17 protein-coding genes are annotated in these 26,516 nt (G+C 71.3%); 6 read left to right on the forward strand and 11 right to left on the reverse strand.

The window, feature by feature from the left end; all coding sequences use genetic code 11:
* Window positions 1–407: 407 nt before the first annotated feature.
* From G4D85_RS46930 to G4D85_RS46940, 3 genes are all read right to left on the reverse strand, one after another.
* Window positions 408–1,163: an alpha/beta fold hydrolase gene (locus G4D85_RS46930; RefSeq protein ID WP_164021382.1), complete on the reverse strand. Its 756-nt coding sequence runs from the start codon at window positions 1,161–1,163 to the stop codon at window positions 408–410.
* A gap of 124 nt (window positions 1,164–1,287) precedes the next feature.
* The gene (locus tag G4D85_RS46935) at window positions 1,288–1,764 is read right to left on the reverse strand and encodes an FBP domain-containing protein (protein WP_164021384.1); all 477 of its coding nucleotides are present in this window, start codon (window positions 1,762–1,764) and stop codon (window positions 1,288–1,290) included.
* Window positions 1,765–1,914: 150 nt separating this feature from the next.
* Window positions 1,915–5,706 carry a hypothetical protein gene (locus tag G4D85_RS46940; protein WP_164021380.1) on the reverse strand — a complete coding sequence of 1,264 codons (3,792 nt, stop codon included), beginning with the start codon at window positions 5,704–5,706 and terminating at the stop codon, window positions 1,915–1,917.
* Window positions 5,707–5,898: 192 nt separating this feature from the next.
* On the opposite strand from G4D85_RS46940, the gene G4D85_RS46945 reads away from it, so the two are divergent.
* The 3 genes from G4D85_RS46945 to G4D85_RS46955 are packed head-to-tail and all read left to right on the forward strand — an operon-like array spanning window position 5,899 to window position 9,002.
* Complete coding sequence (locus G4D85_RS46945; RefSeq protein WP_240359931.1) at window positions 5,899–7,419, forward strand: flavin-containing monooxygenase; 1,521 nt, start codon at window positions 5,899–5,901, stop codon at window positions 7,417–7,419.
* A 42-nt stretch (window positions 7,420–7,461) separates the two neighbouring features.
* Complete coding sequence (locus tag G4D85_RS46950) at window positions 7,462–8,307, forward strand: SDR family NAD(P)-dependent oxidoreductase (RefSeq protein WP_164021386.1); 846 nt, start codon at window positions 7,462–7,464, stop codon at window positions 8,305–8,307.
* Entirely contained in the window at window positions 8,304–9,002 is a 699-nt protein-coding gene (locus G4D85_RS46955; RefSeq protein ID WP_164021388.1) for a QsdR family transcriptional regulator, read from the forward strand. Before G4D85_RS46950 ends, G4D85_RS46955 begins: the two co-directional genes overlap by 4 nt.
* 6 nt (window positions 9,003–9,008) lie before the next feature.
* On the opposite strand, the gene G4D85_RS46960 is transcribed toward G4D85_RS46955, so the two are convergent.
* Window positions 9,009–10,283: an APC family permease gene (locus tag G4D85_RS46960; protein ID WP_164021390.1), complete on the reverse strand. Its 1,275-nt coding sequence runs from the start codon at window positions 10,281–10,283 to the stop codon at window positions 9,009–9,011.
* A 166-nt stretch (window positions 10,284–10,449) separates the two neighbouring features.
* Window positions 10,450–12,471: a hybrid sensor histidine kinase/response regulator gene (locus G4D85_RS46965; protein ID WP_164021392.1), complete on the reverse strand. Its 2,022-nt coding sequence runs from the start codon at window positions 12,469–12,471 to the stop codon at window positions 10,450–10,452.
* Window positions 12,472–12,897: 426 nt separating this feature from the next.
* Here G4D85_RS46965 and rsgA point away from each other — a divergent pair, with 426 nt between their 5' ends.
* Window positions 12,898–13,986, forward strand: coding sequence for a ribosome small subunit-dependent GTPase A (gene rsgA, locus G4D85_RS46970; protein ID WP_164021395.1), 1,089 nt, complete (start codon window positions 12,898–12,900; stop codon window positions 13,984–13,986).
* A 130-nt stretch (window positions 13,987–14,116) separates the two neighbouring features.
* Window positions 14,117–15,478, forward strand: coding sequence for a TAXI family TRAP transporter solute-binding subunit (locus G4D85_RS46975; protein WP_164021397.1), 1,362 nt, complete (start codon window positions 14,117–14,119; stop codon window positions 15,476–15,478).
* A gap of 432 nt (window positions 15,479–15,910) precedes the next feature.
* Here the strand turns inward: G4D85_RS46975 and G4D85_RS46980 are convergent, their stop codons facing one another.
* From G4D85_RS46980 to G4D85_RS47000, 5 genes are all read right to left on the reverse strand, one after another.
* On the reverse strand, window positions 15,911–16,849 hold the full coding sequence (locus tag G4D85_RS46980; RefSeq protein ID WP_164021399.1) for a TolB-like translocation protein: 939 nt from the start codon (window positions 16,847–16,849) through the stop codon (window positions 15,911–15,913).
* Between the two features lie 155 nt (window positions 16,850–17,004).
* A complete protein-coding gene (locus tag G4D85_RS46985) occupies window positions 17,005–17,811 on the reverse strand; it encodes a LytR/AlgR family response regulator transcription factor (RefSeq protein WP_164021401.1) in 807 nt (268 codons plus the stop codon).
* Entirely contained in the window at window positions 17,808–18,941 is a 1,134-nt protein-coding gene (locus G4D85_RS46990; RefSeq protein WP_164021403.1) for a sensor histidine kinase, read from the reverse strand. Before G4D85_RS46990 ends, G4D85_RS46985 begins: the two co-directional genes overlap by 4 nt.
* A 139-nt stretch (window positions 18,942–19,080) precedes the next feature.
* Window positions 19,081–19,587 carry a hypothetical protein gene (locus tag G4D85_RS46995; protein ID WP_164021405.1) on the reverse strand — a complete coding sequence of 169 codons (507 nt, stop codon included), beginning with the start codon at window positions 19,585–19,587 and terminating at the stop codon, window positions 19,081–19,083.
* 13 nt (window positions 19,588–19,600) lie between these two features.
* Window positions 19,601–21,241, reverse strand: coding sequence for a hypothetical protein (locus tag G4D85_RS47000; RefSeq protein ID WP_164021407.1), 1,641 nt, complete (start codon window positions 21,239–21,241; stop codon window positions 19,601–19,603).
* Window positions 21,242–21,490: 249 nt separating this feature from the next.
* On the opposite strand from G4D85_RS47000, the gene G4D85_RS47005 reads away from it, so the two are divergent.
* Window positions 21,491–23,743, forward strand: coding sequence for an ATP-binding protein (locus G4D85_RS47005; protein ID WP_205526020.1), 2,253 nt, complete (start codon window positions 21,491–21,493; stop codon window positions 23,741–23,743).
* A 147-nt stretch (window positions 23,744–23,890) separates the two neighbouring features.
* On the opposite strand, the gene thrA is transcribed toward G4D85_RS47005, so the two are convergent.
* On the reverse strand, window positions 23,891–26,347 hold the full coding sequence (gene thrA / locus G4D85_RS47010; RefSeq protein ID WP_164021411.1) for a bifunctional aspartate kinase/homoserine dehydrogenase I: 2,457 nt from the start codon (window positions 26,345–26,347) through the stop codon (window positions 23,891–23,893).
* Between the last annotated feature and the right edge of the window lie 169 nt (window positions 26,348–26,516).

Raw genomic sequence — 26,516 nt, forward strand, 5'->3', positions numbered from 1 at the left:
GGCGGTACGGGCGGCGGGTAGGACGGGGCAGCAAGGCGGTACGGGCGGCGGGTAGGACGGGGCAGCAAGGCGGCACAGGCATCGGGTCAATCAAGGCAGCAACCGTGGTGCGGGCGGGGGGAAGGTCGGGGCGGCACTGCGGTATGGGCAGCAAGGGCGGCGGGCAGGGCGGGGCAGCACGGCAGTGAGGGCGGGGCAGCACGGCTCGCTCGGTCGGACGGCTCGGGCGTGGGAGATGGGGAAGGAGGGAGCCGGTCCTCAGCGGAGGAGTGCATTCGCGAGGGCCGGTTCGCCTCATCTGAACCGCGCGGCGCCAGTGATTACTGGCGCTCCAGCGACACAGCGCTCGCGCCGGGAACCCAGGCGCGATTGTCGCAATCCAGTTGCGTCAATTCCACGGAAGCTTTCTAGAGGAACGCCAGCGCCGTGCGCGCGAAGGCGTCGCGATGCTCCTGGAAGATGGGGCCATGGCCCCCACCGGGGACGACCCACAGGCGGGACTGGGGAATGGAGCGGTACAGCTCCACTCCCAGTTCCACGGGGTAGAGCGGATCGCTGTCACCGTAGACGATGAGCGTGGGCGCGGTGATGGTGGCCAGGAGCGGCGGCGTGAAGCTCATGTCGTCGTGACTGTCCGCGAAGCCGCGCCCGTATCGCCACAGCGCGCGAATCTGTTCATCCCCCAGTGAGTGGCGCGCCCGCATCTCGGCCCACTCGGCCGGCGTGCGCGTCTCTTCCGTCAGCGTCGCCATGATGCGGCGAGCCTGCGTGGGGTAGTAGGGCGGGCTGGAGACGATGACCATCCGCTCCACGCGCGCCGGCTCCCGGGTGGCGATGTGCAGGAGCGTGTTCCCACCCAGGCTCAGGCCGATGGCGCGAAACCGTGGGATGCCGAGCTGGTCGAGCAACGCGAGGACATCCGTCGCGCACTGCCGCACGGTGAAAGCGCCCGAGGGGTTGTCGCTCCGGCCATGGCCGCGCAGGTCCGGCACGATGAGCTGGTACCGCTGCGCCAGCGCGTCGAAGTCGAAGACGTGCCGCCAGTCCGCGCCAGCGCCGGTGAACCCATGCAGCAGGACGAGCGGGGCGCCCTGGCCGTGCACCTCGTAGTGCAGCTGCACGCCTTCGACGGTGGCCGTGCGCGTGGCTTGCGTTGCATTCATGCGTGACTCCTCCCAGTGCGACCGCGGGTTCGGACTCCACGGTCGGGCGAGGGGAGTACGGCAAGCCACCAACCCTTGATAGCGTGGGGACCGCACTCCCGGCTCTCCGCCGCCCGCCGCGCGACTACACGGTGGGCTGGGGTTGTGCCTCGATGCCGAGTGCCTCGTGCGCGAAGCGGAACATGCGCGCGTTGAGCTGCTCCAAGTACTGGAGCGGGTGGCGCCCGGAGCGGTCCGCCGCGTCCTCCAGCTTCTCCTTGCAGCGCAGGTCATTGCAGAGCGTCACGCCGACGCGGCGCCTGTTGTCCACGTCGGTGGTGAGCATCCCCACCTCGCTGGACGAGCCATAGCTGTGGCACCACTCGCACATGCGGTAGGTCGGCTCCCCGCCCGGAGGCTCGCGGCGGAAGATGATGCCAATGGGCTTGCGGCTGCCGGGGGCGGAGAAGATGAGGTACACGCGCGCGCCGGACGTCTCAATCCACGCGAGGTAGTCCCGGACGAAGAGCGGGAAGGTGATGCCCTCGGGCATCTCGATGACCCGGCGGTCTCGCGAGCGGAAGGACTCGATGAGCGCCCGGTCGTTCTCGAATCGAAACACGACGGCTCCTTGGCGAACGCCTGCACTAACAGCCGGACCCCAACATATCCACCCGAACCAGGAAAGCAGCCGGGCCCCCTCCTGCTCCAGCCATGGGCCTCCAGGAGACTCCGCGGGAAGCCATGACAGGCTCCCCGCGGCTCGCGCGCGCTAGGCCCGCTTGCGCGCCGTGGGACGCCAGATGTGCTTCACCTTCCGGGCCGGTGAGATGTCGAGCGTCTGGCGCGAGAAGCTGAGGACCTCGCCCCCGTCGAGCGCCACCCCGTGGCCGCCTCCTTCGAGGAAGACGAAGTCCCCCGGGCGGGGCTCGGCGCCGTACCGGACTCCGTCTCCGTACTCCAGGAAGTAGACGAGCCAGGCATTCAGGTCGGACGGGCCCTTGCGCAGGAGTGTCTTCAGCTCGGGCTTCAGCTTCGCCTCGGCCAGATACGTGTCGTGGTTGAAGAAGGGGCTGTCAGGGAGGGTGTCGTTTCCCAGGTCCTGCGCCCACAGCCGCAGCCGGCCCAGCTCCGCTCCCAGGTCGGTGTACGCCTCGTCGTTGAGGTCCTCCGTGTAGCGCCGCGCGGTGGCGGAGGGCTCCCAGAAGTCGTGGGGCTCGGCCGCGTCGAAGGGCTCGTAGCGCAGCGCCTCCTGCGAGAAGGTGAGGAGCACCGCCGGTTGGCCCTCCTCCGTGGTGGCCACCACCACGCCGAGGGTGTGGTCCGTGAAGAGCCAGGTGCCCGGGGGCAGTGGCGTGCCCCGCTTGTAGCGGTGCACCCCTGTGCCCAGGGTGTCCAAGGCGGCGCGCACACCGTTGAAGTCATGGCGCTGGAGGATGCGCGTGCGGACCCAGGCGGGCGCCTTCAGGGAGAGCAGCGCCGCCACGTCCGTGGGCTCCTTGTAGAAGAAGGTCCGCTGGCTTCCCTCCACCGTGCGGTCCTCCCAGCTCTTGTCCGGGTCCCTCCGCGCGACGAACTCCGCCAGCGCGGAAGGGGTGCCATAGAACTCGCGGGCCGCCGCGTTCCCCGCCAGCTCCCGGGGCTGGAGTGAGGGAGTGAACACCTCGGTGAGGGACGCCAGCGCGACGGGTGTGTCGGACACCTCGAGCACCCCCTGGTCGGTGAGAACCATGGTCTTCGTGGTGGCGCCGTCGGTGTGGACCTCGAGCGCGAGCCCCTCCCGCTTCGTGCCGCCGGCATCCGTCCAGCAGAGGAGGTCACCGGGCTTCACGGGGGAGCGCCCGCGCGCGCCTTCATGGCGGTAGAAGAAGTTGGGGAGGGCGGAGCGGGGCGCCTGCCAGCACAGGGGCGCGAGCGCCTTGCGGGCCTCCGGGGTGCAGCCCTTCTCCAGCATCAGGCCGAGGAAGACCTGGTGTGGGGCGTGCTTGGAGAAGTCCTGCGCCTGCTCTCCCCGCCGGGCCTCGTCGCGTCCCGCGTGGCTTCGGACGTGGTTGAGCGAGGCATTCAGGTCGGTGAAGACAGCGCGCATGGGTTCCTCGGAGGACTGCGTCCAGGAGCGGGAGTGGGCGGACGGCACCCAGATGAAGTGGAAGTCGGCGGGGGCCACGGCGTGGCACAGCTTCACGGCGGACGCGGACTCGCCGATGAGTCCCGGCGTGTGCGTGCCGCCGGTGAGGACGTCCACCGGCTCACCGCGAGCGTTGACGCGGGTGACGACGGCGAGCGTGTTGCGATGGTAGGGAATGAGCACGTCGCCCACGCGCACGCGAACCTCGCCCGGCACGTAGGGCACCAGCCCCGCGCCGTGCGTGTCCAGGTAGGCGAGCGTGCCGTGCAGGTCCTCGGTGCCCGTGAGCGGTTGGCCCTTGTCTCCAAGCTTCGCCACGGCGACGAGCTCCCGGAGGAAGCCGCCCACCGTCTGGAGTCCGCGCGGCTCCGTGTCGCCGGTGATTTCCTCGGTGCCCCACAGCCCGATGAGCTCGCGCAGCGCGGCGTTGACGTCCGCATAGCCGGGGGAGGCGGAGTCGCCGGAGGCCAGGACGCGCGGCTCGGTGCTCGGAGGCCAGTGGTAGGCGAGCTGCTCCCGAGGCACCTCCAGGTCCTTCGCCGTCATGCCGGGCTCCAGTCCCAGCCGGCCGGTGGCGGCGGCCATCCGGCCCCGCTCGTCCACGTGGGTGACCATCCAGACGGTGGCGTCCCGGTCGAGCAGCAGGTCTCCCGCCGTGGTGGGGTGGGGTGCCTTCTCGGTGTCCGCGTACCGGCGCAGCCCGTCGCCGTGCAGCTCGGCGCGGCGCGCGAGGGTGAGTGTCGTGGGCTCCTCGGTGGCCGGGACGATGGCCTGGAGGATGTCGCGGTTGCGCGCGATGTGCCGGCCCGGGCCCTTCTCCCAGTCGGCCAGCGCCCGAGTCACCGTCTCCTTCTGTTGCTGCAGCAGGGCGCGTGCCTTGACGGCCGCGGGCTCCGCGGTGCTCGTGCCCGCGGCAGGCGTCGTGTCGACCTTCCACCAGGTGGCGGTCCTGGCACCTCCGAGGTTGGGCAGGTCGTACACGGGCCCTTGGGTGGGGTCCCAATCCTTCGCAAGGAGGCCGTGCTCGGAGAGGAAGTCCCTGCGGACGCTGCCGAGCTTCGCGATGGGCTTCGCGGTGTGGCGAATGCGCTTGGCGTCGCCGACCACCGCGAAGAGGAGCGAATCCGCGAAGTCCTCCTGGGGGGAGTGCGTCGCGTAGAACGAAGGCATGCCGGCGGCGGTAAGGAGCGCCTCCACGTCCTGCTCCGACCTGCCCGGAAGCAGTGGGGGCTGGGGCGTGGACGTAGATGGGGACGCGGGTGTCGTCGTGGCCGGCGGAGTGGTGGTGGCCGGTGGAGTGGTGGTGGCCGGCGGAGTGGTGGTGGCCGGCGGAGTGGTGGTGGCCGGTGGAGGCGTCGTGGCCTTCTTCTTTTCCTCCTCCTTGTCCTTCTTCTCCTGCTCCTCCTTTTTCTTCTTTTCCTCCTCGCGCCGCTTCACCTCCGCCTTGTGCTCAGCCATCTCCTTCTGGAGCACCTGCTCGCGATGCCCGAGCACCGTGTTCCTCATGTTGATGAGTCCGGACGGGAGCGTCGCCGCGACGTAGTTGGGCGACTCGGTCTGGAACCACGGAAGGAACAGCCCGAGCAGGGGGATCTTGGTGGCGCTCCAGTTGTTCATGACCCAGCCGGTGGCTTCGCAATACTTCGACATGAAGTCGCGGGAGACGGCTGCATCCAGCGCGGAGGTGGTAGCCCCGAGCCCTATCTCCAAGAGAAGCAGCGGCCAGGCGAAGAACCTCCCGGCGGCCAGCACCTGCGTTCCGAACGAGGACACGACTCCGTTGACCACGCCCACGATATCCGCGCGGCGCTTGGGATAGCCCCCGCAGCGATTGGACATCACCACGTGTGCGAGCTCGTGCAGCAGGATGTCTCCCATGGCCCGGTAGTCCTCGGGCGTCGGGGGCTGCAGCTTCCGCACGTAGATGAGCGTCGCGTCCGAGATGTCGATGTAATGGTCGGTCTCGTGGTCGTAGTAGTAGTGGCCGCCCGCGTTCGCCATCGCCGGGACGCGCCGGATGGGGATGGGGCCCATCTCCTTCACGAGCTCCTCCGGCAGCGCCTTCAAGACGTCGTAGAGGATGCGTCCCACCCAGCTCCGCTCCGGCTCTTCCCAGGGGAGCTTTTCGTCGGACAGCCAGGGCCAGCCCTCGGGCCAGGAGAGAACCAGCTCCACCAACGTGGTGGCCTTCTCCCCGGTGGCGGCGTTCGTCGCCTCGAGGGTGACGAGGTTCTCATGAGGCTTCGGGAAGCGCGTGTCCGAGGTAGCGGTGTACGTGCCGTCGCTCTCGATGGTGCCGGCGCCGGGCGGGTCCACCACCTTCCAGGTGATGTCCTCGGGCGTGGTGGCCGGTGAGGTGGACGTGTCCCGGGCGGTGAAGCGGAGGCTCTTTCCAAGGAGGACTTCGGCGTTGGCGGGCTGGATTGTGAGCGGCATCGCGCTCCCTGCATGAGGGATGAGCCCGCAGTATGCCTCGGGAGTCCCCCACCGCCCGTTCCCTCCAGGGGCCGACGGGAAGGCGCGCGGCAGGTTCGCTGCCTGACGCCCCGGATGCGTCATCATTCCAATCTGACGCATCCTGCTTCATGATGCCCCCGCGTAGCATGGGCTCCCCTCCTGGAGGTTCCAGTGCCCCCTCAACCGCCGCACTTCCACATCGCCATCGCGGGCAGCGGCTTTGGCGGCCTCGGCATGGCCATCCGCCTCAAGCAGGAAGGCCTCCGGGACTTCGTCATCTTCGAGCGGGCCCACGACGTGGGCGGCGTCTGGCGCGACAACTCCTACCCGGGCTGCGCGTGCGACGTGCAGTCCCACCTCTACTCGTTCTCCTTCGCGCCGAACCCTGCCTGGTCCCGCGCCTTCTCGCCCCAGGGAGAAATCCACGCCTACCTGCGCGACTGCGCGGACCGGTTCGGCATCCGACCGCACGTGCGCTTCCAGCACGCGGTCCGCGAGGCCCGCTGGGATGACACCCGGCAGCGCTGGCACATCGAGACCTCCGAGGGGCCCTACACCGCGGACGTCTTCATCTCCGCCGTGGGCGGGTTGAGCGAGCCCGCCGTTCCAGAGGTGCCCGGTCTGGCGCGGTTCCAGGGCAAGGTGATGCACTCGGCGCGGTGGGACCACGGCTATGCGCTGTCGGGCCGCAGGGTGGCCGTCATCGGCACCGGCGCCTCCGCCGTCCAGTTCGTCCCGGCCATCCAGCCCCAGGTGGACCGGCTGCTCCTCTTCCAGCGCACGCCCCCTTGGGTCATGCCCCGCAAGGACCGCCCCATCAGCGAGGGGCTGCGGCGGCTGTACCAGCGCATGCCAGGCGCGCAGCGGCTCACGCGAGGGCTCATCTATGCGCTTCGCGAGGTGCTGGCGCTGGGGTTCATGAACCCCTGGATTCTCAAGCTGGCCCAGCGGCGCGCGCTGCGGCACCTGAAGCAGGCCATTCCCGACCCGGCGCTGCGCGCGAAGCTCACGCCGAACTACACGCTGGGCTGCAAGCGCGTCCTCGTGTCGGACGACTACCTGCCCACGCTCGCGAAGCAGAACGTCGACGTCATCACCCACGGCATCCGTGAGGTGCGCGAGCACTCCCTCGTCACGGCGGACGGCACCGAGCATCCGGTGGACGCCATCATCTTCGGCACCGGCTTCCACGTGACGGACATGCCCATCGCCCACCACATCCACGGGCGCGGAGGGCGCTCGCTGGTGGAAGTCTGGGGCGGCACCATGAAGGCGCACCTTGGCACGTCGGTGAGCGGGTTCCCCAACCTCTTCCTGGTGCTGGGGCCCAACACGGGGCTGGGACACACCTCCGTCATCCTGATGATTGAGAGCCAGCTGGAGCATGTGCTCGGCGCGCTGCGCTACCTGGAGGGCCGGGGGCTGGCGGCGGTGGAGCCCACGCCCGAGGCGCAGGCCGAGTTCATCCAGCACGTCGACACCCGCATGGCGGACACCGTCTGGATGCAGGGCGGCTGCGTGAGCTGGTACCTGGACGCCACGGGGCGCAACTCCACCCTCTGGCCGGGCTTCACCTTCACGTACCGGCGCCGCGTGGAGCGCTTCGAGCCCTCCGAGTACGTCGCCATCTTCCCCCACGGCCACAGGCTCGCCGCGCTGCCCGCGCCGTCCCGGAATCTGGCCCATGCCTGAGCGCCCGCCCTCGTCTTCCGCACGACGCACTGGAGGCACCCCATGAAGACGGTGAAGGACAGGGTCGCGGCGATTACCGGCGCGGGCTCGGGCATTGGCCGGGCGACGGCGGCGCTGCTGGCGCGCAACGGCTGCCATGTCGCGCTGTCCGACGTGAATGAGCTGGGCCTGGCGGAGACGGCGGAGCAGTGCCGCAGCCACGGCGTCCAGGTGCGCACCACGCGGGTGGACGTGGCCCAGCGCGAGGCCGTCCATGGCTGGGCGGACGAGGTGGTGCGGGAGCTGGGCTCCGTCCACATCATCGTCAACAACGCCGGCGTCGCGCTGGGCGCCACCATCGAGGACACCCGGTACGAGGACTTCGAGTGGCTGATGAACATCAACTTCTGGGGCGTGGTGCACGGCACCAAGGCCTTCCTCCCGCACCTGCGCGCGGCGGGCGAGGGCCACGTCATCAACGTCTCCAGCGTCTTCGGCCTCATCGGCGTCCCCACCCAGGGCGCGTACAACTCGGCGAAGTTCGCGGTGAAGGGCTTCACGGAGGCGCTGCGCCAGGAGCTGGAGGTGGAGGGCGTTCCCATCGGCGTCACCTGTGTCCACCCGGGTGGCATCAAGACCAACATCGCGCGCAATGCGCGGGTGACTCAGCGCAAGGGGTGGGTGGACGAGCGCTCCAACAAGGACTTCGAGAAGTCCTTCTCCACCACGCCGGAGCGGGCCGCCTCCGACATCCTCGCCGCCATCCTCAAGAACCGGCGGCGCCAGCTCATCGGCGGTGACGCCGTCTTCATCGACCTGATGCAGCGACTGCTGCCCACCTTCTACCAGCGGCTGGTGGTGGCGGGAGCGCGGCGCCGTCGGCGCAAGCTGCTGGAGGGCACGACTTGAAGCCACCCCGCGCGCCCAGGCGCCACGCCCCCTCCGGACCTCCGGAGCGACCGGCCCGCCGCACGCGACAGTCGCCCGCCCGTGTGACGCCGCTGGCGCGCCGGCTGGATGCGCCGTCGAAGGCCACGCCCCAGGACTTGTTCGCGCTAGCGCTGGACTGGTGGAACAAGGGCGAGCGCTTCGACATCGGCCGCATGGCGCAGGCGCTGGACGTCAACCGGGCCACGGTGTTCCGGTGGGTGGGCACCCGCGAGCTGCTCTATGGCGAGGTCATCTCGTCCCTCTTCGAGGTGGCGCTCTCCACCGCGCGCAAGCAGGCGCTGGGCGAGGGGCCGGAGCTCCTCGCGGACATCACCCAGCGGCTGTTCCACCTGCTGGTGACGGATGCGCCGCTCCGGACGTTCGTCCAGCAGGACGCCGAGTACGCGATGCGCATCTTGATGTCGCGCAGCAGCACGGTGGAGCAGCGCTGCGCCGCCAGCATCCGCGCGGCGCTGGAGGACGGCGTGCGCGCGGGACTCATCCGGCCGGTGATGGACCTGGACGCGCTGGCCTACGTCATCATCCGCATCGGCGAGTCCTTCCTCTACCGCGACGCGCTGACGGGGGACCCGGTGGACGTCGAGTCCGCCATCACCGCCATCCGCATCCTCCTCACGGTGGAGAAGGAAGACGCGCGGTGGAAGCGCCGCTGAGGCCCGTTACTCCGGCGTCTCCGTTCGGGGCGGACTGCGCAGCGCGTACAGCACGCCGCCCACGGCGAGCGCCACCGCACCGGCGATGAGGTTGCGCGGCTGTGCGCTCAGGGCGAAGACGACGCACAGCGCGGCGGCGGCGACGGGCACCACCGGCCCGCCGGGGATGCGGAACGCGCCCGGCTGCTGGCGGAGCTTGCGCCGCAGCACGGGAATGGCCAGGGCCGTGCCGAAGTAGGTGGCCAGCCGCGCCACCACCGACAGCGTGGCGAGCAGCTCGAACGAGCCCGAGAAGGCCAGGGGCAGGGCGATGGCCGTCTGGGTGAGGATGGCCACCGTCGGCGTGCGGAAGCGCGGGTGCAGGGACGCGAGCGCCGCCGGCCCGAAGCCGTCCCGGGCCAGCGCGTAGAGGTAGCGCGGCCCCGCGAGCACGGTGTTGCTGTTGGTGCCGAGGATGGACAGCACCGCGCCCACCGTCATCAGCAGCCCGCCCCAACCGCCAAGGAAGCGCGCGGCCGCGTCCGCGAGCGGCGTCTTCGAGTCCACCACACCCGGCAGGGTGCCCAGCGCCACCCACTGCACCGCGGTGTAGATGAAGGTGACGACGCCAATCTGCACCACCAGCGCGAAGGGCACGTCTCGGCGCGGGTTCTTGAACTCACCGGCCGGCGCGGCCGTGTTCTCGAAGCCGGCGTAGGCGAAGAGGAGCAGCAGCACCGCCGCCCCCAGGCCGCCATCCGCCTTCGGCTCCACGGACATGGCCAGGGGCGCGGACACGAAGAAGAAGCCCACGCCGATGAAGAGCAGCAGCGGCAGCGTCTTGGTGATGGCCAGGAACACGGCCGTGCGCGCACCGGACTTCACGCCCACCACGTTGATGGCGGTGAGCAGCAACAGAGGCAGGGCGATGGCGAGCCCTTGCCCCAGTCCCGCGTTGGCCTGCGGCCACAGGTAGCCCAGCGCCCGCGAGAAGCCCACGGAGAGCGACGCCACCGAGGATACGCGGGCCAGCCACGTCATCCACCCCACCTCGAAGCCCACCAGCCCACCGAAGGCCTCGCGCGTGTAGACGTAGGCGCTGCCGGGTCGGTCGAAGTAGCTCGCCGCCTCCGCGAAGCACAGCACGAGGAGGAACACGCCCAGCCCCGCGAGGACGATGGCGCCCACGCTCGCCGAGCCGAGGGTCGCCGCCGCCGCCGCGGGCAGCAGGTACACGCCGCTGCCGATGACGTCGTTGATGGAGAAGCCCACGATTTCCCAGCGGGAAACCGCGCGCTTCATTCCGAGGTCCGCGGGTGCCGTCGCAGGCGACGCTTGGACGGCCAGTACCGCGGATTCCTCGGGAGGGGGAGTCGTCATGGTGGGTGGGGGACGCCGACAGGGGTGGGGGCCCCGCAGGATAGTCGGAGCCGCCTGTCCCACACCCGGAATTCCTGTATGAGGCGACTCAGGTCGGAGCAGGGCCGAGCGGCAGCATCACCTCGAAGCGGGCGCCCTGGCCGGGCTGGCTCTCCACTCGGATGGTGCCGCCGTGCGCCGCGACAATCTGCCGGCTGATGTAGAGGCCCAGGCCCAGCCCGCCATAGTGGCGCTCGGACACGGCCCGCTCGAACTTGCCGAAGAGCCGTGGCAGCGCCTCGGGGTCGATGCCGATGCCGTGGTCCTCCACGGTGAGGAGCGCGCTCCCGTGGAGCTCCTCCACGCGCAGGTGGATGGGGCGGCCCGCGCCGTACTTCAGGGCGTTGGCCAGCAGGTGGGTGACGACCTGCTCCAGCCGCAGCCTGTCCCAGGGCCCCACCACCGCCGCGGGCGCATGCAGCCGCAGGTCGCACCCTGCCCTCGTGCACTCCGCCTCAAAGGCCGCGCGGATGTCGCGCAGCAGCAGGGCGAGGTCCATCGGCTCGGGGTTGAGCTCCAGCCGCCCGGCGCTGATGCGCGACACGTCCAGCAGCCCGTCCACCAGGTTCGTCAGCCGCCGCGTCTGCGTGGACACCGCCTCCAGCGCGGAGGAGATCTTCTCCACCGGAATCGCCACTCCGGCCTGCACCTGCCGCTGCAGCCCCTGCACCTTGAGCCGGATGGGGGTGAGGGGTGTCCTCAGTTCATGGCTGGCCACCGACAGGAACTCGTCGCGCAGGCGCACGGCCTGCTGCGAGGCCTGGTACAGGCGGACGTTGTCCTCCGCCGCGCGCCGGGCGTCGTCGACGTCCGTCGCGGTGCCGAACCACTTGACCACGTGGCCCTGCTCGTCCCGCATGGGCAGGGCGCGCACGAGGAACCAGCGGTACTGGCCGTCCGCGCGCCGCATGCGGTACTCCATGTCGTACGGGTCGCCGGTGCGCAGCGTCTCCCGCCAGCGCTCGGACACGCGGGGCTGGTCCTCGGGGTGGATGTGCTCCGACCACGACGTCCCGAGCGCCACGTCCACGCTTGTGCCGATGAAGTCCGCGAAGACGCGGTTGATGTAGTCGGTGCGGCCGTCCGGCCCCGCCGTCCACACCACCTGGGGCATGGACTCGGCGAGGCTGCGGTACTCCTGCTCCTGCTTGCGCAGCGCCTGCTCGGCCTCCTCCAGGGAGGTGATGTCCTGGAACGTCACCACGGCGCAGGCGTGCCGCTCGCCCATGGCCGGCACCTGCGCGGTGTCCACCAGCAGGGCGCGCCGTCCCCGGGGCGTATCGGCGAGGTACTGGAGCCCCGTGAGCGTCTCTCCCCGGGCGGCGCGCACGGCGGGGTACTCCGTGGCGGCGAGGGCACGGCCCTCCATGTCCCTCAAGGTGAAGGCGCGCGCGTAGTCGTCCTCCGTCAGCGCCGTCGGAAAGGGGGCACCCCAGTGCTCGTCCGCCTTCGTATTGGCGAAGAGGATGCGGGCCGTGCCGGACTCCACCAGGATGAGGGGCACGGGCAGCCGCTGCAGGACGGACTGGAGCCACTCCTGCTGGGTCACCAGCGTGGCGTTGAGCGAGTCCACCCGCCGCCGCTCCTCCTCCGCGCGGTCCTGCGCGAGGGCCTCGCGGGCGCGCAACTCCCGCCGCTCTCCGTCTCTTGCGTGCCACAGCTCGAGGAAGACGCCGACCTTGGCGGCGAGCAGCTCCGGGAAGAGGGGCTTCTGCAGGAAGTCCACCGCGCCCGCGCGGTAGGCGCGCACGGCCAGCAGCGAGTCCTCCGCCGCGCCGGTGATGAACAGCAGCGGCACGGCGGGGTGGCGCGGGTCCTCGCGGATGCGCCGGGCCGTCTCGAAGCCGTCCCACGCCCCCGCCAGGCGGACGTCCAGCAGCGCCGCCACGAAGTCATGGTGGGCCAGCGTCTGCACCGCCTCCTCGCCGGACGTCACGCACACCAGGGCGAGGCCGAGCGGCTGCAAGGCCCGCTGGAGCGCGAGCACGTCGGCCTCCGAGTCCTCCACCAGGAGGACGGCGGGACCAGGCTGGCGGGATGTCACGCCGCGCACGTCGACTGCGGCACTCAATGGGTGGCCCTCCAAGATGAAGAGCTGCTGGGGAGCGGCCTGGATGTTGGGGGCACTGGGCCAGGGGCGCTCGTTCCGCCGGCAACATGGGACCTTGATTCAGGGGGCGCCACCCCCCTTTGTCATTTCCAGGTCGCTGCCCGGTTCCGGACAGTCGAAGGAGCGGATTCCGGCCGCGCGGCGCGTGCGGCGGCCCGGAAGAGTTGCTATGTCAGGGCTCACCGGGTGGTGATGGCCGCCGCCCCGTGCACCTCTGGAGGCGTTTGTGGATGCCCCCCTTGTCCCTGTGGTGACAGCCCTGTTCGCCCCGAGGATGCGGGCCGCCTAGACGGCCACGAAGGTCCGGCGCTACGCGGTCCGCTTCCCTCCGGGTGCCCTGAAGAACCAGGTGCGCCTCAGGCACCGCCGTGTCCGGAGTTCCTTCCCGTGTCTCTAGAGTCCCTTGGCTGGGGTCCAGACCTCGCCCACGCATTCTCCGTCGTCGTCTCGCAGTCCTCCCTGTCCCTCGTCCCCGGCCGCGTGGTGCGGCAGGCACGGGGGCTGCTTTCCGTCCAGACCTCCGACCGCGTCCTGCTCGCGCGGACGGCGGGACGGCTCCTCCACCATGCCTCGGAAGCCGAGGCGCTGCCCGCCATCGGCGACTGGGTGGCGCTCCAGCTCCCGGCCGGCGAGGGCGAGGCGCTGCTCCAGGCCGTGCTCCCACGCCGCGGCGTCCTCATGCGGCGCGAGGCGGGCCGCGAGCGCGAGGCGCAGCTCATCGCCGCCAACCTGGACGTGGTGTTCCTGGTGGCCGGGCTGGATGACAACTTCAACCCCCGCCGCATCGAGCGGGCCCTCGCGCTGGCGTGGAACAGCGGCGCGGAGCCCGTGGTGGTGCTGAGCAAGGCGGACCTCCTGGCCGACGCCGCCGAGCGCGTCCTGGAAGTCGAGGCGCTCGCTCCCGGCGTGCCGGTGCTCGCCCTGAGCGCGCGCACCGGCGAGGGCGTGGAGGTGCTGCGCTCACACCTGCCCGTCGCGAAGACGGGGGTGCTGCTCGGCTCCTCGGGCGTGGGCAAGTCCACCCTCGTCAACCGGCTGCTGGGCGAGGAGCGCCTGGCCACGCAGGCGGTGAGCGAGGAGGACAACAGAGGCCGTCACACCACCACCCACCGCGAGCTCTTCGTGCTGCCCGGCGGTGGGCTCCTCATCGACGGCCCCGGCGTGCGCGAACTGGGGCTGTGGGGGGAGGAGGAGGGCCTCGACCAGGCCTTCGCGGACATCCTCGCGCTGGCCCCCGGGTGCCGGTTCACGGACTGCCAGCACCAGGGTGAGCCGGGCTGCGCGGTGCGTGCCGCCGTGGCCGGGGGCACGCTCGCCCAGGCGCGGCTCGACAGCTTCGAGAAGCTGCGGCGCGAGCGGGCCCACCTGGCCCAGAAGACGGACCCCCTCGCGAGGCGGGAGCAGAAGCGGCGCGAGAGCACCCTCACCCAGGCAGGTCGGGCGCGGGGGCGCGCCAAGCGCCGCGGCGACGACTGAGTGAAGTGGGGCTCCTGGCGGTGGGGGCGCGTCCCGCCGCCAGGGGCCGTTGGCGTCCGCATGCCCGCCCGGGCTCCTGACGGCCTGGCACGACGGAGACTCGCGGGTGGCGTCTATACTCCGCGCCACCATGAAGAAGACGGACCTGCTGAAGGCCCAGCTCCGGCGCACGGAGCGTCGGGACTTGTGGCTCACACTCGGCCCCGCGATTGCCCTCCTCAGCCTTGCGTTCGCCGGGACGTTCTACTTCGTCAAGCCCGCGCCCCCGAAGACGCTCGTCATCGCGACGCCGCAGGACGAAGGAGGCTTCCGGTACTTCGCGCGCAAGTACCAGGAGATTCTCGCGAAGCACGGCGTCACCCTGGAGATTCGCCCGACGAAGGGCTCCATCACCAGCATCGAGCTGCTCGCCGACGACACCGCCGGGGTCGACGTGGCCTTCGTCCAGAGCGGCGCCGTCAGCGCGGAGGCTGCCACGCGCGTCGTCTCGCTCGGCGCCCTGTCCTATGTGCCGCTGTGGGTCTTCTACCGGGGCGAGCCGATTGAGGACGTGCGGGAGCTGCGCGGTCGGCGCATCGCCGTGGGCCCGGAGGAGAGCGGGACGCGCTCGCTGGCCCTGACGATGCTGAAGGCCAACAAGGTGGACGCCGCGCCGACGGAGCTGCTGGCGCTCAGCCGCGACGAGTCCATCGAGCAGCTCAAGCAGGGGAAGCTCGACGCGGTGTTCCTCGTGTCGACCGCGGAGTCTCCGGCCATCCAGAAGCTCGCGGCGGTGCCCGGCATCCACCTGCTCAGCTTCGCCCGCGCGGAGGCCTATGCCCGCCGGTACACGTACCTCTCCCGGCACGTGCTGCCGCGCGGCGTGTTCGACCTGGCGGCGGACATCCCGGCGCAGGACGTGGCGCTCATCTCGCCCACCGCGAACCTCGTGGCGAAGGACTCGCTGCACCCCGCGCTCGCGTACCTGCTGCTGCGCGCCGCCAGCGACGTCCACGGCAAGGCGGGCATGCTGGACAAGACGGGCGAGTTCCCCGCGCCGCTGGAGACGGGCTTCACGCTCAGCAGCGAGGCCCGCCGCTACTACCAGTCCGGCGTCCCGCTCCTCCAGCGCTACCTGCCGTTCTGGGCCGCCAACCTGGTGGACCGGCTGTGGGTCATGCTCGTTCCCATCATCGCCGTGTTGGTGCCGCTCGTGCGCGCCGTGCCGGCGCTGCTCCTGTGGCGGGTGCGCTCGCGCATCTTCCGCTGGTACGCGCGCCTCAAGGAAATCGAGCTCCAGCTCGAGGAGAATCCGGACCGGGAGATGCTGGCGGACATGATGCGCCGGCTGGACGAGGCGGAGCGCGAGGTGAACCGCATCCCCATGCCGCTCTCATATTCCGAGAATCTCTACTTCTTCCGGGAGCACGTCGAAGTGGTGCGCCGACGGCTGGTCCGGAAGCTGGCGGATGCGCCCCTTCACCTGGAGCCCGAGGCGCAGGCCGCGGGCTGAGCGGGTGGAGGCGTCGGCGGGTGTGTTCCGCTGTGGGGTTCGAAAAAATAAATAGGGCCGCACTCAAGAATCCGGGCGTCGTGCGTATTTATTTTTGAAGGGTGGGGGCACAGGGGCAGAGCCGCTGTTGCCCAAGGGTTCAGACGCAGAGCGTCTGAGAGGTGGTCGCGGAGGGCCGGGCCGTTGACGGCACTCAAGGTTTCGGACGCTCAGCGTCTGAGGGTGGGGGGAAGTTGGCCCGGGGGGGCTGGCTTCAAACGGGGCAGGGGGCGCTCCAAAGTGGGAGCGCGTGGTCATTGGGAGCACGTCGAGGGGGCGTGCTCCCAATGCTTTTTTTCTGGAGTCTGAAGTCCTGGAGCCCTCGTCAGAGTGGCTCATACGGCGGGAAGTGCGTCGGGGGGCGCGCTTCCCGCTGTGTTTTTTTGGGGCCTGCTACTCCTCGGAGTCAGCGTCCGCGTCATGCGCCACGTGTGGGCCCAGCAGCCCCCGGGTCCGGACGTGGAAGAGGTCCGCGGGCAGGTACTCGGGCTCGTACTCGTGTCGGACGAAGTAGAGGGTGCGCCCATCCGGTGAGAGGGAGGGGTGGTACTCGTCCTGCGCGGTGTTCACCTGGGGGCCCAGGTTGTGCGCAGGCCGCCACCGTCCCCTGACACGCTCCGCCATGTAGAGGTCTCCGTAGCCGAAGCCGTCCTCGCGGCCGATGGAGGCGAAGAGGAGCGTGTCGCCGTCGGGCGTAATCGTGGGGTTGAAGTCCAGGCTCTCCGTGTTGATGGCGGGGCCCAGGTTCTCCGCGGGCCCGTAGGTGCCGTCCGCCCTCGGGTAGGCGCGCCAGATGTCCCAGATGCCGTAGCCGCCCGGCCTGTCAGAGCCGAAGTACAGCGTGCCGCACGCGTCCACGCTGGGGTACAGCTCGTCCGAGGTGCTGTTGACGGCGGCGCCCAGGTGGCGCGGCTCGCTCCAGCCGTTCCCCCGTCGCTCCACCACCCACAGCTCCACGTCCGCGCGCGGCGCCCCATTCACGGGGCGGATGGAGGAGAAGAACAGGCGGCGGCCGTCCGGGGAGATGAACGGGTCGATGTCGCTGTGCACGCCGGAGAAGGGGGCCACGCGCGGCTCGCTCCAGCGGCCATGCCGCCACTCGGAGTAGACGATGGTGGCCTGGCGCGAGACGGGGAACAGCTCCTCGCCCACGCCCCAGAAGGCGGTGCGCCCGTCCGGGGTGAAGGCGATGCGGTACTCCTCCTGCCCCGGCAGTGAGACGAGGCCGGGGAGGAACACCTCGGGCACGCGGGGCGCGGCGGACGCGGACGGGGTCTGCAGCAGGGCCAGCGCGGCGAGCAGCGCGGGGACGTGACGGAACTTCGGGGACATGCTCTCTCTCCTCGTGAGGGTGACGCACGGGGCGGAGGAGGCGATGCCCCTCTCGCGCCGTGGCCCACAGGTAGCCGGGCCGCGTGGGGCTGTCCGGGGCGCGGGGACGAAGCGAGCGGAGCGAGGGATGGATGGGCGCGGGGCGGGGACGGCCCTCAGCGCGCGCCGGGATCGCCGGGGCCCAGTCCCAGCGCCTGCTCCACGCGCGCGCGGTGGGCGCGCCCGGTGCGCACGGCGGTGCCGGTGTCCAGCACGAGCAGGTACTCGCCCTGGGAGAGCGGCTCCAGCTCGCGCACGTGGTCCAGGTTCACCAGCACGGAGCGATGCACGCGCACGAAGCGCCGCACGTCCAGCCGCTCCTCCAGGCGCGTCAGCGTCTCGCGCAGGACGTGCTGCCCGCCCGCCGTGTGGACGCGCACGTAGTTGGCCTCGGCCTCCGCGTGGGTGATGGCGGCGCAGTCGACGAAGCGGATGACACCGTCCTCCTTCACGGGCAGCCGTCTCGGGGGCACCTCGGCCAGCGCGAGCCCCGACAGCAGCGCCTCCTGGCGCGGCCTTGCGTCGGCCCGGCGCACCAGCTCCACCTGTTGCCGGGCTCGGGCCAGGGCGGCGCGGAAGCGCTCCCGGTCATACGGCTTGAGGAGGTAGTCCAGCGCCTGCGCCTCGAAGGCCTGCACCGCGTAGCGCTGCCACGCGGTGACGAAGACCACCACGGGGACGGCCTCGGGTGGCAGCGCGCGCAGCACCTCGAAGCCGTCTCCCGCCGGCATCTCGATGTCCAGCAGCAGCACGTCCGGCGCGTGGGTGAGCACCTCGCGCACCGCCTCCGCGCCGCTGGAGGCCTCGGCCACCAGCGCCACGTCCGGCTCGGAGGCCAGCAGCGCGCGCAGGCGCTCGCGGGCCAGCGGCTCGTCGTCGGCCACCGCCACGCGCAGGGGGGCCTCGCCCGTCCCGCCGCTCATGCCGCCTTCCCTCCCGGTGCCGCGCGCAGCGGCAGGCGCAGCTCCGCCACCGTGCCGCGCGGGGTGTCGGGCCTCAGCTCCAGCGCGGCCCCGGGGCCGTACAAGGTGGCGAGGCGCGCGCGCAGGTTGGACAGGCCCACGCCCCCGCCGCGCGCCGGTGCGACTCCACCGGGCAGCCCCAGCCCATCGTCCCGTACACGCACGCGCAGCGCCTCGCCGTCCCGCTCGGCGCTGATGCGCACGCGGCCGGGCTCGGCCCGGGGCGCCAGTCCGTGGCGGATGGCGTTCTCCACCAGGGGCTGCAGGGCCAGGTGGGGCACGCAGGCCTCCAGCACGTCCGGCGCCAGCTGCCACTCCACCTCCAGCCGGGGCCCGAAGCGCGTGCGCTCAATGTCCAGGTATGGCGCCAGCGCCGCCTGCTCCTCGCGCAGCGTCACCTCCTGGCGTCCTCCGGACTCCAGGCTGTGGCGAAGCAGGTCGCCCAGCCGCGCCAACATCCGCTCGGCGCCGTCCGGGTTGTGGTGGACCAGCGAGGCCACGGCATTGAGGGCGTTGAAGAGGAAGTGGGGCCGGAGCTGGGCCGCGAGCCCCTGCAGCCGGGCCTCCGCGAGCTGCGCCTGGAGCTGGTCGGCGCGGCGCTGGCGCACGTGCGCGCGGCGCGCCAGCCCCAGGGCATGCGCCCCGGCCGTCAGCAGCAGCCACGTCAGGAGGTTGTTGGCCACGCTCTGCACGAGCACCACGCCCGCCCCCGGTGGCCGCTCGTACCAGGCGAAGACGTCCTGCGTGAGGAGGACGAAGGCCGCGCGCCCCAGCACCACCAGCGCCAGCGCTCCCAGGTGCGCGGCCACGGCGCGGCCCAGTCGCTCACGCCCCAGGGGAAGGCGCTCTGCCAGCCGCAGGCCCAGCACGGTGAAGGGCACCCACAATAGCGCGCTCGCCAGGGCCATCCGCCACATCGCGCCCTCGGAACCCTCCACCTCGCCCAGGCTCCGGAGCAGGCGCATCTGGCTGACGGTGACCAGCCCATCCGTCAGCCACCAGGCCGTCGTCCCGCACCAGACGGCCCAGGAGGGGAGCGGGGGCACCTCACCGGGCCAGGGCACCGGCGGGTCCTTCAGGGGCTCGCGCATGGCCAGGGAGGCTAACGGGGCGCGGGGACGGCTTCCACGGGGCCTGGGACGAACGGCGCGGCGGGCAGGGACGAACCGGTTGCTTCCGGTCCATCCCGGCCCGCCTTGCCGGGCCTCACGTGGAGGACTGCGACAGCGGTTACTGCGCGTCGCTCGACGGCATGACCTTGATGCGCTCGCCGTCGCTGCCAGTCACGGTGGTGCCAGACGACTTCTGCTGCTCGGCGGAGGGCGTGCCCACCGCGAAGCTCGCCACCTTGGACATGTGGCTGCCCTGGAAGCTGCCGGTGACGGCCACCACCAGGTGCGAGCGGCCGGGCCCGGGCGTGAACTCCACGTCGAAGGACGTCTCGCCCGCCTTCATGAAGCTGGTGCCGGCCACGGGCGTGGCCGCGCTCCGGACCGACAGGCCGTCCGCGCCCGAGACATTCACCTGGACGTCGGTGGCCGGGGCGTCGAAGCGGAGGGTGACGTGGGCCCGCTCACCGTCGAGCTTCGCGTCTACCGCCACGGGGGCGCTGACCTTCGACGTGGCGACGTCCGCCTGGTCGCCCGCCGAGGGAGTGGACTTCGACTGAGAGCTGCAGGCCAACGGCGCCGTCAGCGCGAGGAGACCCGAGAGGACTGCGAGTGCCGTGCGATTCATGTGTGCTCCTCGATTAAGGGCTCGTGATGGAGATGGAGACGGAGTAGGTGCCCGAGTTCTCCTTGAAGCCCATCACCGCCAGCACGTACGTCGTGCCGCTCTGGGTGGGAATGCTGACCGACTCCGTGCCTGCGAGGAACTTGTCCGCGGAGCCCACCACCTCGCCCCGCTGGTAGACCTCGATGCCCACGTCTTCCGACGCGTTCGACGCGGAGATGTTCATCATCCGGCCGGTGCCCGTGAAGACGTAGTAGCGGTTCTGCTGCTGCTTGTTGAACGTCGACGGGCCGCCGCGGAAGGAGACGCTGGCGCTGTGCGGGTACGTGTTGGGCACCACGTTGTACATGGCGCGCAGGTCCGTATCCCCGTCGCCGAACCCTGACGTCACCGGGCCGACGTCATAGTGGGCCAGGAGCGCGTTCACCGCCGTCTCGTTCACCCCCGCCTGCGTCCTGAGGCCGGCGATGAAGGAGCCGATGGTGGTCAGCGCCTCCGTCGACTTCTGCGGCCCCACCAGCACGTCATAGATGGGCCCCAGGCCCAGCGCGACGTTGTCGTACCCCGACTCGTTGGAGCCCGAGTCGTACAGGTCATAGAGCAGGCGCATGACGGTGGACTCGGAGAACGGTCCGGGCGTCGGGTCGTCCGTGGGGCTGGGCGCCGTCTCCGCGTCGAAGCCGAAGGCCGTCAGCCCGCCGGAGCTGCCCGCCCACAGCGTGTCCACGTACATGGACTCGGGCAGGAGCATGGCCGCCAGGGCGTTGCCATAGCCCTCGCCAAAGGACAGGCGCGGGTCGAGCACGTCACCCGAGCTGTGCGGGCCGCCCGGGCTGTCCGAGCGCGAGAGGTTGGCCTCGAAGTAGTGCCCCCACTCGTGGACGATGACGTGCGAGTCGAACTCGTCGGTGTCGATGCTCGCCCGGCCGAGGATGTAGATTTCGTTCTCCGTGAAGGAGAAGTGCGACGTGCTGATGAAGCCGGCCGCCTTGTCTCCCCCCTGGGGGACGTTGTCCGGGCTCCAGTTCACCTTGAGCGCCGGGAAGGCGGCGGCGGGGCGGACCGCGAGGAAGGCGCGGGACGCGGTGTACATGCTGTCGAGGATGGCGAAGGGCGCCGCGGACCGCCGGTTGGCGGTGTAGCCCGAGCCATTCCACCCATGGCCCGCGTGCAGGTCCTTGGCCGTGGTGGTGGTGGTGATGCTGTCACCCAGCGCCCAGACCGAGTTGCTGTCCGTGTTGTCCTCGATCTGGATGTCCGGCGTGGTGGTCTTCGCGAGCGCGACGAGCGACAGCGCGCCGCTGCAGCTCGGCGTGTAGGTCAGCTGGTACTGACCCTGCTCGGTCGTCGCCCCGGTGGCCAGGACGTTGGACCCCTGGCGCACCTGCACGACGGCGTTGCGCACCGGCTTCGCGGAGGCCTGGGCGAAGTCCAGCGTGCCCGCCCGCGTGGACGCCGAATAGACGGCCGGGACGAAGTCGTACGTCACCTTGCCACTGAGCGTCACCGCCTGGCCGGCGGTGCAGTTCGGCTGCTCATCATCATCATCATCGTCGTCATCGTCATCGCCGGTACACCCCGCCAATGCGAGGGTGAGCGCGAGTGCCAGCACCTTGCTCGTGGTGTGGCCCCAGTGTGACTTGCGAGACACGAACATTCCGTTCTCCCCCTGCCGCTCGCTTGTCGAGGGCAGGGGGGCATTCTGGGCAGTTCTCCAGGCAACTTCAAATGCCCAGGCAAGGTGCGGACATGTACGGGAATCCTTCTCAGTGGAGCAGAGTCTGGGAGCGCCGGGCGTTCCGGGCAGGCGAGCGGGGTGCCGCCGGGTGTCCGGGGGCTGGTTGGTGCGCCCACGGGCCGGCAGCACCTTTCACGGGTGAGAGTCACCTGGGGCACGGGAGAGGACATGGGCCAGGAAGGGCCGGTCGCTCGGACGGAGCGGGAGCGGATGCTCCATCGCCAGTCCGTGCTCCTGGAACAATCCGTGCTGTTGGAGCTGGCGGCGGCGAAGGCGCCGGACTTCCAGGCGAGCCTCCGACAGATTCTGAAGAGTGACGCCGAGCAGCTGGGCGTGGCGCGGGTGAGCTACTGGTCGCTCGCGCCGGAGGCCCACGCCATCCACTGCGACGTCATGTACCTGCGGGACGCCGACGCCTTCGACGGCGGCGCCCGGCTCTTGAAGAGCGACTACCCCCGCTACTTCCAGGCGCTGCTGGACGAGCTGTACATCGACGCGGCGGACGCCCGCCGGGACGAGCGGACGCGCGAGTTCGCTGCGTCGTACCTGGAGCCGCAGGGCATCACCTCCATGCTGGACGTCCCCGTCTGGGTCCGCGGGAGGCTGGGCGGCGTGGTGTGCCACGAGCACATCGGCCCGCCCCGGCCCTGGACGGTGGAGGAGCAGGCGTTCGCCCGCTCCATCGGCCACGTGGTGTCCATGGCCCTGGAGACGGCGGAGCGGCGGCGGACGGAGGAGTCGCTGCGCCAGAGCGAGGAGCGCTTCCGGCTGCTGGTGGACGGGGTGAGGGACCAGGCGCTCATCATGCTGGACCCCGACGGACACGTGGTGAGCTGGAACGCGGGCGCGCAGCGCATCTTCGGCTACGAGACGTCGGAGGCGCTCGGCCGGCACTTCTCGGCCTTCCACCCACCGGACAGCGTGGCGAGGGGCCGTCCCCAGGCGCAGCTGCAGGGGGCGGTGGATCAGGAGCGCGTGGGGGTGGAGGGGTGGCGGCTGCGCAGGGATGGCTCGCGCTTCTGGGCGGGCGTGGTGCTCACTTCGCTGCGAGACGCGGAGGGCCGGCTGCGTGGCTTCGCGGAGGTCAGCCGCGATTTGACGGAGCGCAAGCGGGCCGAGCAGCAGCAGCGCCTGCTGGCCGAGGCGAGCGCCGCGGCACAGCGGCAGCGCCTGCTGGCCGAGGCGAGCGCGGCGCTGGTGTCCTCGCTGGACCCGGAGGCGGCGCTGACCGCCGTGGCCCACCGTGCCGTCCCGCTGCTGGGAGACACGTGCCTGCTGCACCTCCAGGAGGAGGGCGTCGTCCGGCGGGTGGCCTGCGAGCATGCGCCCGGGAGCCGCGCGGAGCCCCTCTGTGGGGACCTGCTCGGCCCGGAGGAGGCTGCCCGGCCGCTTCCGGAGCTGGACCGGGTGCTGCGCACGGGTCGCTCGCGCTTGCTCCCGGACACCACGAAGCTGCTCCATCGGCTCGGAGCGGGGGACTCCGGCCGCGTCCGCTTCCCCCTGCTCCAGCGGCTGCGCCCGGCCTCGCTGCTGGTCGTCCCGCTCATTGCCCGGGGACGTCCCCTGGGGACGCTCACGCTCCTGCGCGACGAGCCCGGCAACCCCTACCGCCGGGAGGACCAGGCCCTGGCCGAGGAGCTGGCGCGGCGCACCGCCTACGCGGTGGACAACTCGCGCCTCTACCAGGAGGCGCAGAAGGCCATCAGCCTGCGGGACGAGTTCCTCTCCATCGCCTCGCACGAGCTGCGCACCCCCATCACCACGCTGCACCTCCAGCTCCAGCACCTGCAGCGCCTCTGCTCGAGGACGCAGGAGGTGGCGCTGTGTCAGAAGCTCGAGGTCTCCACGAAGCAGATTCACCGGCTGGACAAGCTCATCAACGGGCTGCTGGATGTGTCGCGCATCAGCACGGGCCAGCTCCGCTTCAACCTGGAGGAGCTGGACCTGAGCCAGCTCGCGAGCGAGGTGACGGAGCAGTTCCAGGCGGAGGCCGCGCGCGCGCACTGCGAGCTGGTGCTGCGGACGTCCGGGCCGGTGACGGGGCGGTATGACCGGCTCCGGCTGGAGCAGGTGCTGGCGAACCTGCTCTCCAATGCCATCAAGTACGCGTCCGGCAGGCCGGTGACGGTGAGCGTGGAGGATGCGGGCGACGTGGCCCGGCTCATCGTCCAGGACCAGGGCATCGGCATCCCGGAGAAGGATGTCTCGCGCATCTTCGGACGCTTCGAGCGCGCCGTCTCCCCGCGCAACTACGGCGGCCTGGGGCTGGGCCTCTTCATCACCCGTCAAATCGTGGAGGCCCACGGCGGCTCCATCGCCGTGAAGAGCCGGCCCGGAGAGGGCTCCACCTTCACGGTGACGCTGCCGAGGCGTTTCATGGCGGACGCGGAGGCCGCGGGGCAGGGCGCTTCCAGGGCCTGAAAATCGGGCCCGCTGACGTCTCACACCGGGCCGGAGGGCCCTCGGCCCGGCGCTGGCGGTGCTGCCCTGGCTGCCCGTGCTGGCGCTGGAGCGCCACCGCCGGAGGCGGGGAGCCCGGCGGTAGCGGCACCGCCGGGCGGGGGCTGCTCAGGGCAGCGGCACGTCCACCAGCCGGAGCACGTCCGCGAGCACGCCGGCCGCGGTCACCGCCGCGCCCGCGCCGTAGCCGCGAATCACCAGCGGCGTGGGGCTGTAGCGCTCCGACAGGAAGCTGAGCGCGTTCTCCCCGCCCTTCACCGCCGCCAGCGGGTGCTCCAGCGGCACGGCCACCAGCCCCACGAAGCAGCCGTCCTGATTGACGCTGCCCACGTAACGCAGCACCTTGCCCTCCTTGCGGTGCGCGTCCACGCGGCGCTGGAAGGCGGCATCCACCTGCGGCAGGCGGGCGAGGAAGTCGTCGAGGGGTCCGGTTGCGTCGAAGTCCGAGGGGAGGAGCGACTCCAGCCCCACGCCCTCCAGCTCCACCGTGCGTCCCAGCTCGCGGGCGAGGATGAGCACCTTGCGCGCCACGTCCGTGCCGTGGAGGTCGTCGCGGGGGTCCGGCTCCGTGAAGCGCCGCTCCATCGCCGCGCCCACCGCCTTCGACAGCGGCACGCCCTCCTCGACGAGGCCGAGGATGAACGAGAGCGAGCCGGAGAGGATGCCCTCGATGCGCAGCACCTGGTCACCCGTGCGCAGCATGTTCTTGAGCGTGTCGATGACGGGCAGGGCCGCGCCGACGTTCGTCTCGTAGAGGAAGCGGCGCTGGTGGCGCGACGCCGTCTCGCGCATTCCCCGCCAGTGGCTCCACCGGCCGGCGTTGGCCTTCTTGTTGGCCGTCACCACGTGCAGCCCGGCCTCCATCAGCGAAGGGTAGGCGAGCGCCACGTCCTCGCTGCTGGTGCAGTCCACGAAGATGGGCCGGCCGGGGCGCTTGGCGCGCGCCCAGTCGCGGAAGGTGTCCAGCGCCGGGCCGTCCCCGCCCGCGTCGAGCCGCTCCTTCCAGCCCTCCAGCGGCACGCCCTCGCTGGCCACCACGCAGTGCTTGCTGTTGGCGATGGCGCACACCCTCAGGTCCACGCCGTGGGCGCGCAGCTTGGGGGCCTGCTGCCGCACCTGCCGGAGCAGCTCCGCGCCCACGCTGCCCACGCCCGCCACCAGCAGCTCCACCACCTCCGTGGTGCCGAAGCAGCGGCCGTGCACATGGGCCATGGCGCGCGGGCCGTCCGCCTCGGTGATGACGGCGGAGATGCTGCGCTCGCTGGAGCCCTGCGCAATCGCGGCGATGCTGCACCCCACGTCGGCCAGGGCGCTGAAGAACGTCCCCGCCACGCCCACGCGGTGGCGCATCCCGTCACCGACGATGCTGAGCACGGCGAGCCCGCCCTGCCGCTCGATGGCGTCCACCTTGCCGGCCTCGCGCTCCACCTCGAACGCGGCTTCCAGGGCCCGCACGGCGCGCTCCGCGTCGGCCTGCTGCACGCAGAAGCTGATGGAGCACTCGCTGGAGCCCTGGGTGATGAGCACCACGGAGATGCCGGCGTGGGCCATCGCCTCGAAGACGCGGGCGGCGGTGCCGGGCACGCCCTTGAGCCCCGCGCCGGAGATGTTGACGAGGGAGATGTCGGGCAGGAAGGACAGGCCGCGCACCGGGTGCTGGGGCGGCGCGGCGGCGGCCGTCACGCGGGTGCCGGGGTGCTCGGGCTTGAAGCTGTTGCAGACGCGCACCGGAATCCCACGCTCGCGCGCCGGGGCAATCGTCTTGGGGTGGAGCACCTTCGCGCCGAAGTAGGCCAGCTCCATCGCCTCCTCGAAGCTCACCTCCGGCAGCGGGAAGGCCTCGGGGACGAGGCGGGGGTCCGCGCTGAAGATGCCGTCCACGTCGGTCCAGATTTCCAGCAGGTCCGCGTCCAGCAGCGCCGCCGCCAGCGCGGCCGAGTAGTCCGAGCCGCCGCGCCCGAGCGACAGCGTCTTGCCCTTGCCGTCGCCGCCGAAGAAGCCCGGCATCAGCATCAGCCCCGGGCCGCCCTCTCTCAGCGGGGCGAAGCGCGCGCGGCTCTCCTCCATGTGCGGCGTGGCCTGGAGCGGGTCTCCCGAGCAGACGAGCACCTCGCGAGGGTCCACGGCCTGGGGCGCGAGTCCCCGGGCCTCCATCAGCGCGCCCAGGATGAGGCACGAGGCGCGCTCGCCCAGGCCCGACAGGAGGGCGAGCACCGAGGGGGAGCACTCCCGCAGCAGTCCCACGCCCTGCAACAGCCCGCGCAGCTCCGAGGACAGGGCCGCGAGTCCTTCCTCCAGCGGGCGTTGCCGGGCCGCGCCCAGCTCACCGCCCAGCTCCCGGACGATGGCGGAGTGCGTGTCGTCGAAGCGGGCGCGCAGCGCCTCCACCGCGCCACCCTCCTGCGCCACGCGCGCCGCTTCCACCAGCAGGTTGGTGATGCCGGACACGGCCGAGGCCACCACCATCACCCGTGTCTGCTGGCGCGCCGCCGCGGCCAGGTCCACCACGCGGCGCATCTGCTCGACGCCGCCCACGCTGGTGCCGCCGAATTTCATCACTCGCATGGCGCGACCTCGCGGAGGTGGGCGGGAGCGGAGGGGCGGAACTTCGGGAGGGGCGTCTGCGGGGTGGGCTGCATGGGGTTCCTGGGGTGGAGGGCGTGAAAAACAAAAAGGCCCCGCGCCGGGGAGCGCGGGGCCGAGCTGGGGAACCTGAAGGTTCCGAGCTAGACCG

It is taken from the genome of Pyxidicoccus trucidator (assembly GCF_010894435.1).
Classification (GTDB): Bacteria; Myxococcota; Myxococcia; order Myxococcales; family Myxococcaceae; genus Myxococcus; species Myxococcus trucidator.

Bases quoted from the DNA above. Each gene is read 5' to 3' on its own strand.
- G4D85_RS46990 (WP_164021403.1), bottom strand. From the start codon at position 18,941: ATGCGCGAGCCCCTGAAGGACCCGCCGGTGCCCTGGCCCGGTGAGGTG.
- G4D85_RS46995 (WP_164021405.1), bottom strand. From the start codon at position 19,587: ATGAATCGCACGGCACTCGCAGTCCTCTCGGGTCTCCTCGCGCTGACG.
- G4D85_RS46960 (WP_164021390.1), bottom strand. From the start codon at position 10,283: ATGAAGCGCGCGGTTTCCCGCTGGGAAATCGTGGGCTTCTCCATCAAC.
- G4D85_RS46985 (WP_164021401.1), bottom strand. From the start codon at position 17,811: ATGAGCGGCGGGACGGGCGAGGCCCCCCTGCGCGTGGCGGTGGCCGAC.
- thrA (WP_164021411.1), bottom strand. From the start codon at position 26,347: ATGCGAGTGATGAAATTCGGCGGCACCAGCGTGGGCGGCGTCGAGCAG.
- G4D85_RS46930 (WP_164021382.1), bottom strand. From the start codon at position 1,163: ATGAATGCAACGCAAGCCACGCGCACGGCCACCGTCGAAGGCGTGCAG.
- G4D85_RS47005 (WP_205526020.1), top strand. From the start codon at position 21,491: ATGGGCCAGGAAGGGCCGGTCGCTCGGACGGAGCGGGAGCGGATGCTC.
- G4D85_RS46950 (WP_164021386.1), top strand. From the start codon at position 7,462: ATGAAGACGGTGAAGGACAGGGTCGCGGCGATTACCGGCGCGGGCTCG.
- G4D85_RS46980 (WP_164021399.1), bottom strand. From the start codon at position 16,849: ATGTCCCCGAAGTTCCGTCACGTCCCCGCGCTGCTCGCCGCGCTGGCC.
- G4D85_RS46975 (WP_164021397.1), top strand. From the start codon at position 14,117: ATGAAGAAGACGGACCTGCTGAAGGCCCAGCTCCGGCGCACGGAGCGT.
- G4D85_RS46940 (WP_164021380.1), bottom strand. From the start codon at position 5,706: ATGCCGCTCACAATCCAGCCCGCCAACGCCGAAGTCCTCCTTGGAAAG.
- G4D85_RS47000 (WP_164021407.1), bottom strand. From the start codon at position 21,241: ATGTTCGTGTCTCGCAAGTCACACTGGGGCCACACCACGAGCAAGGTG.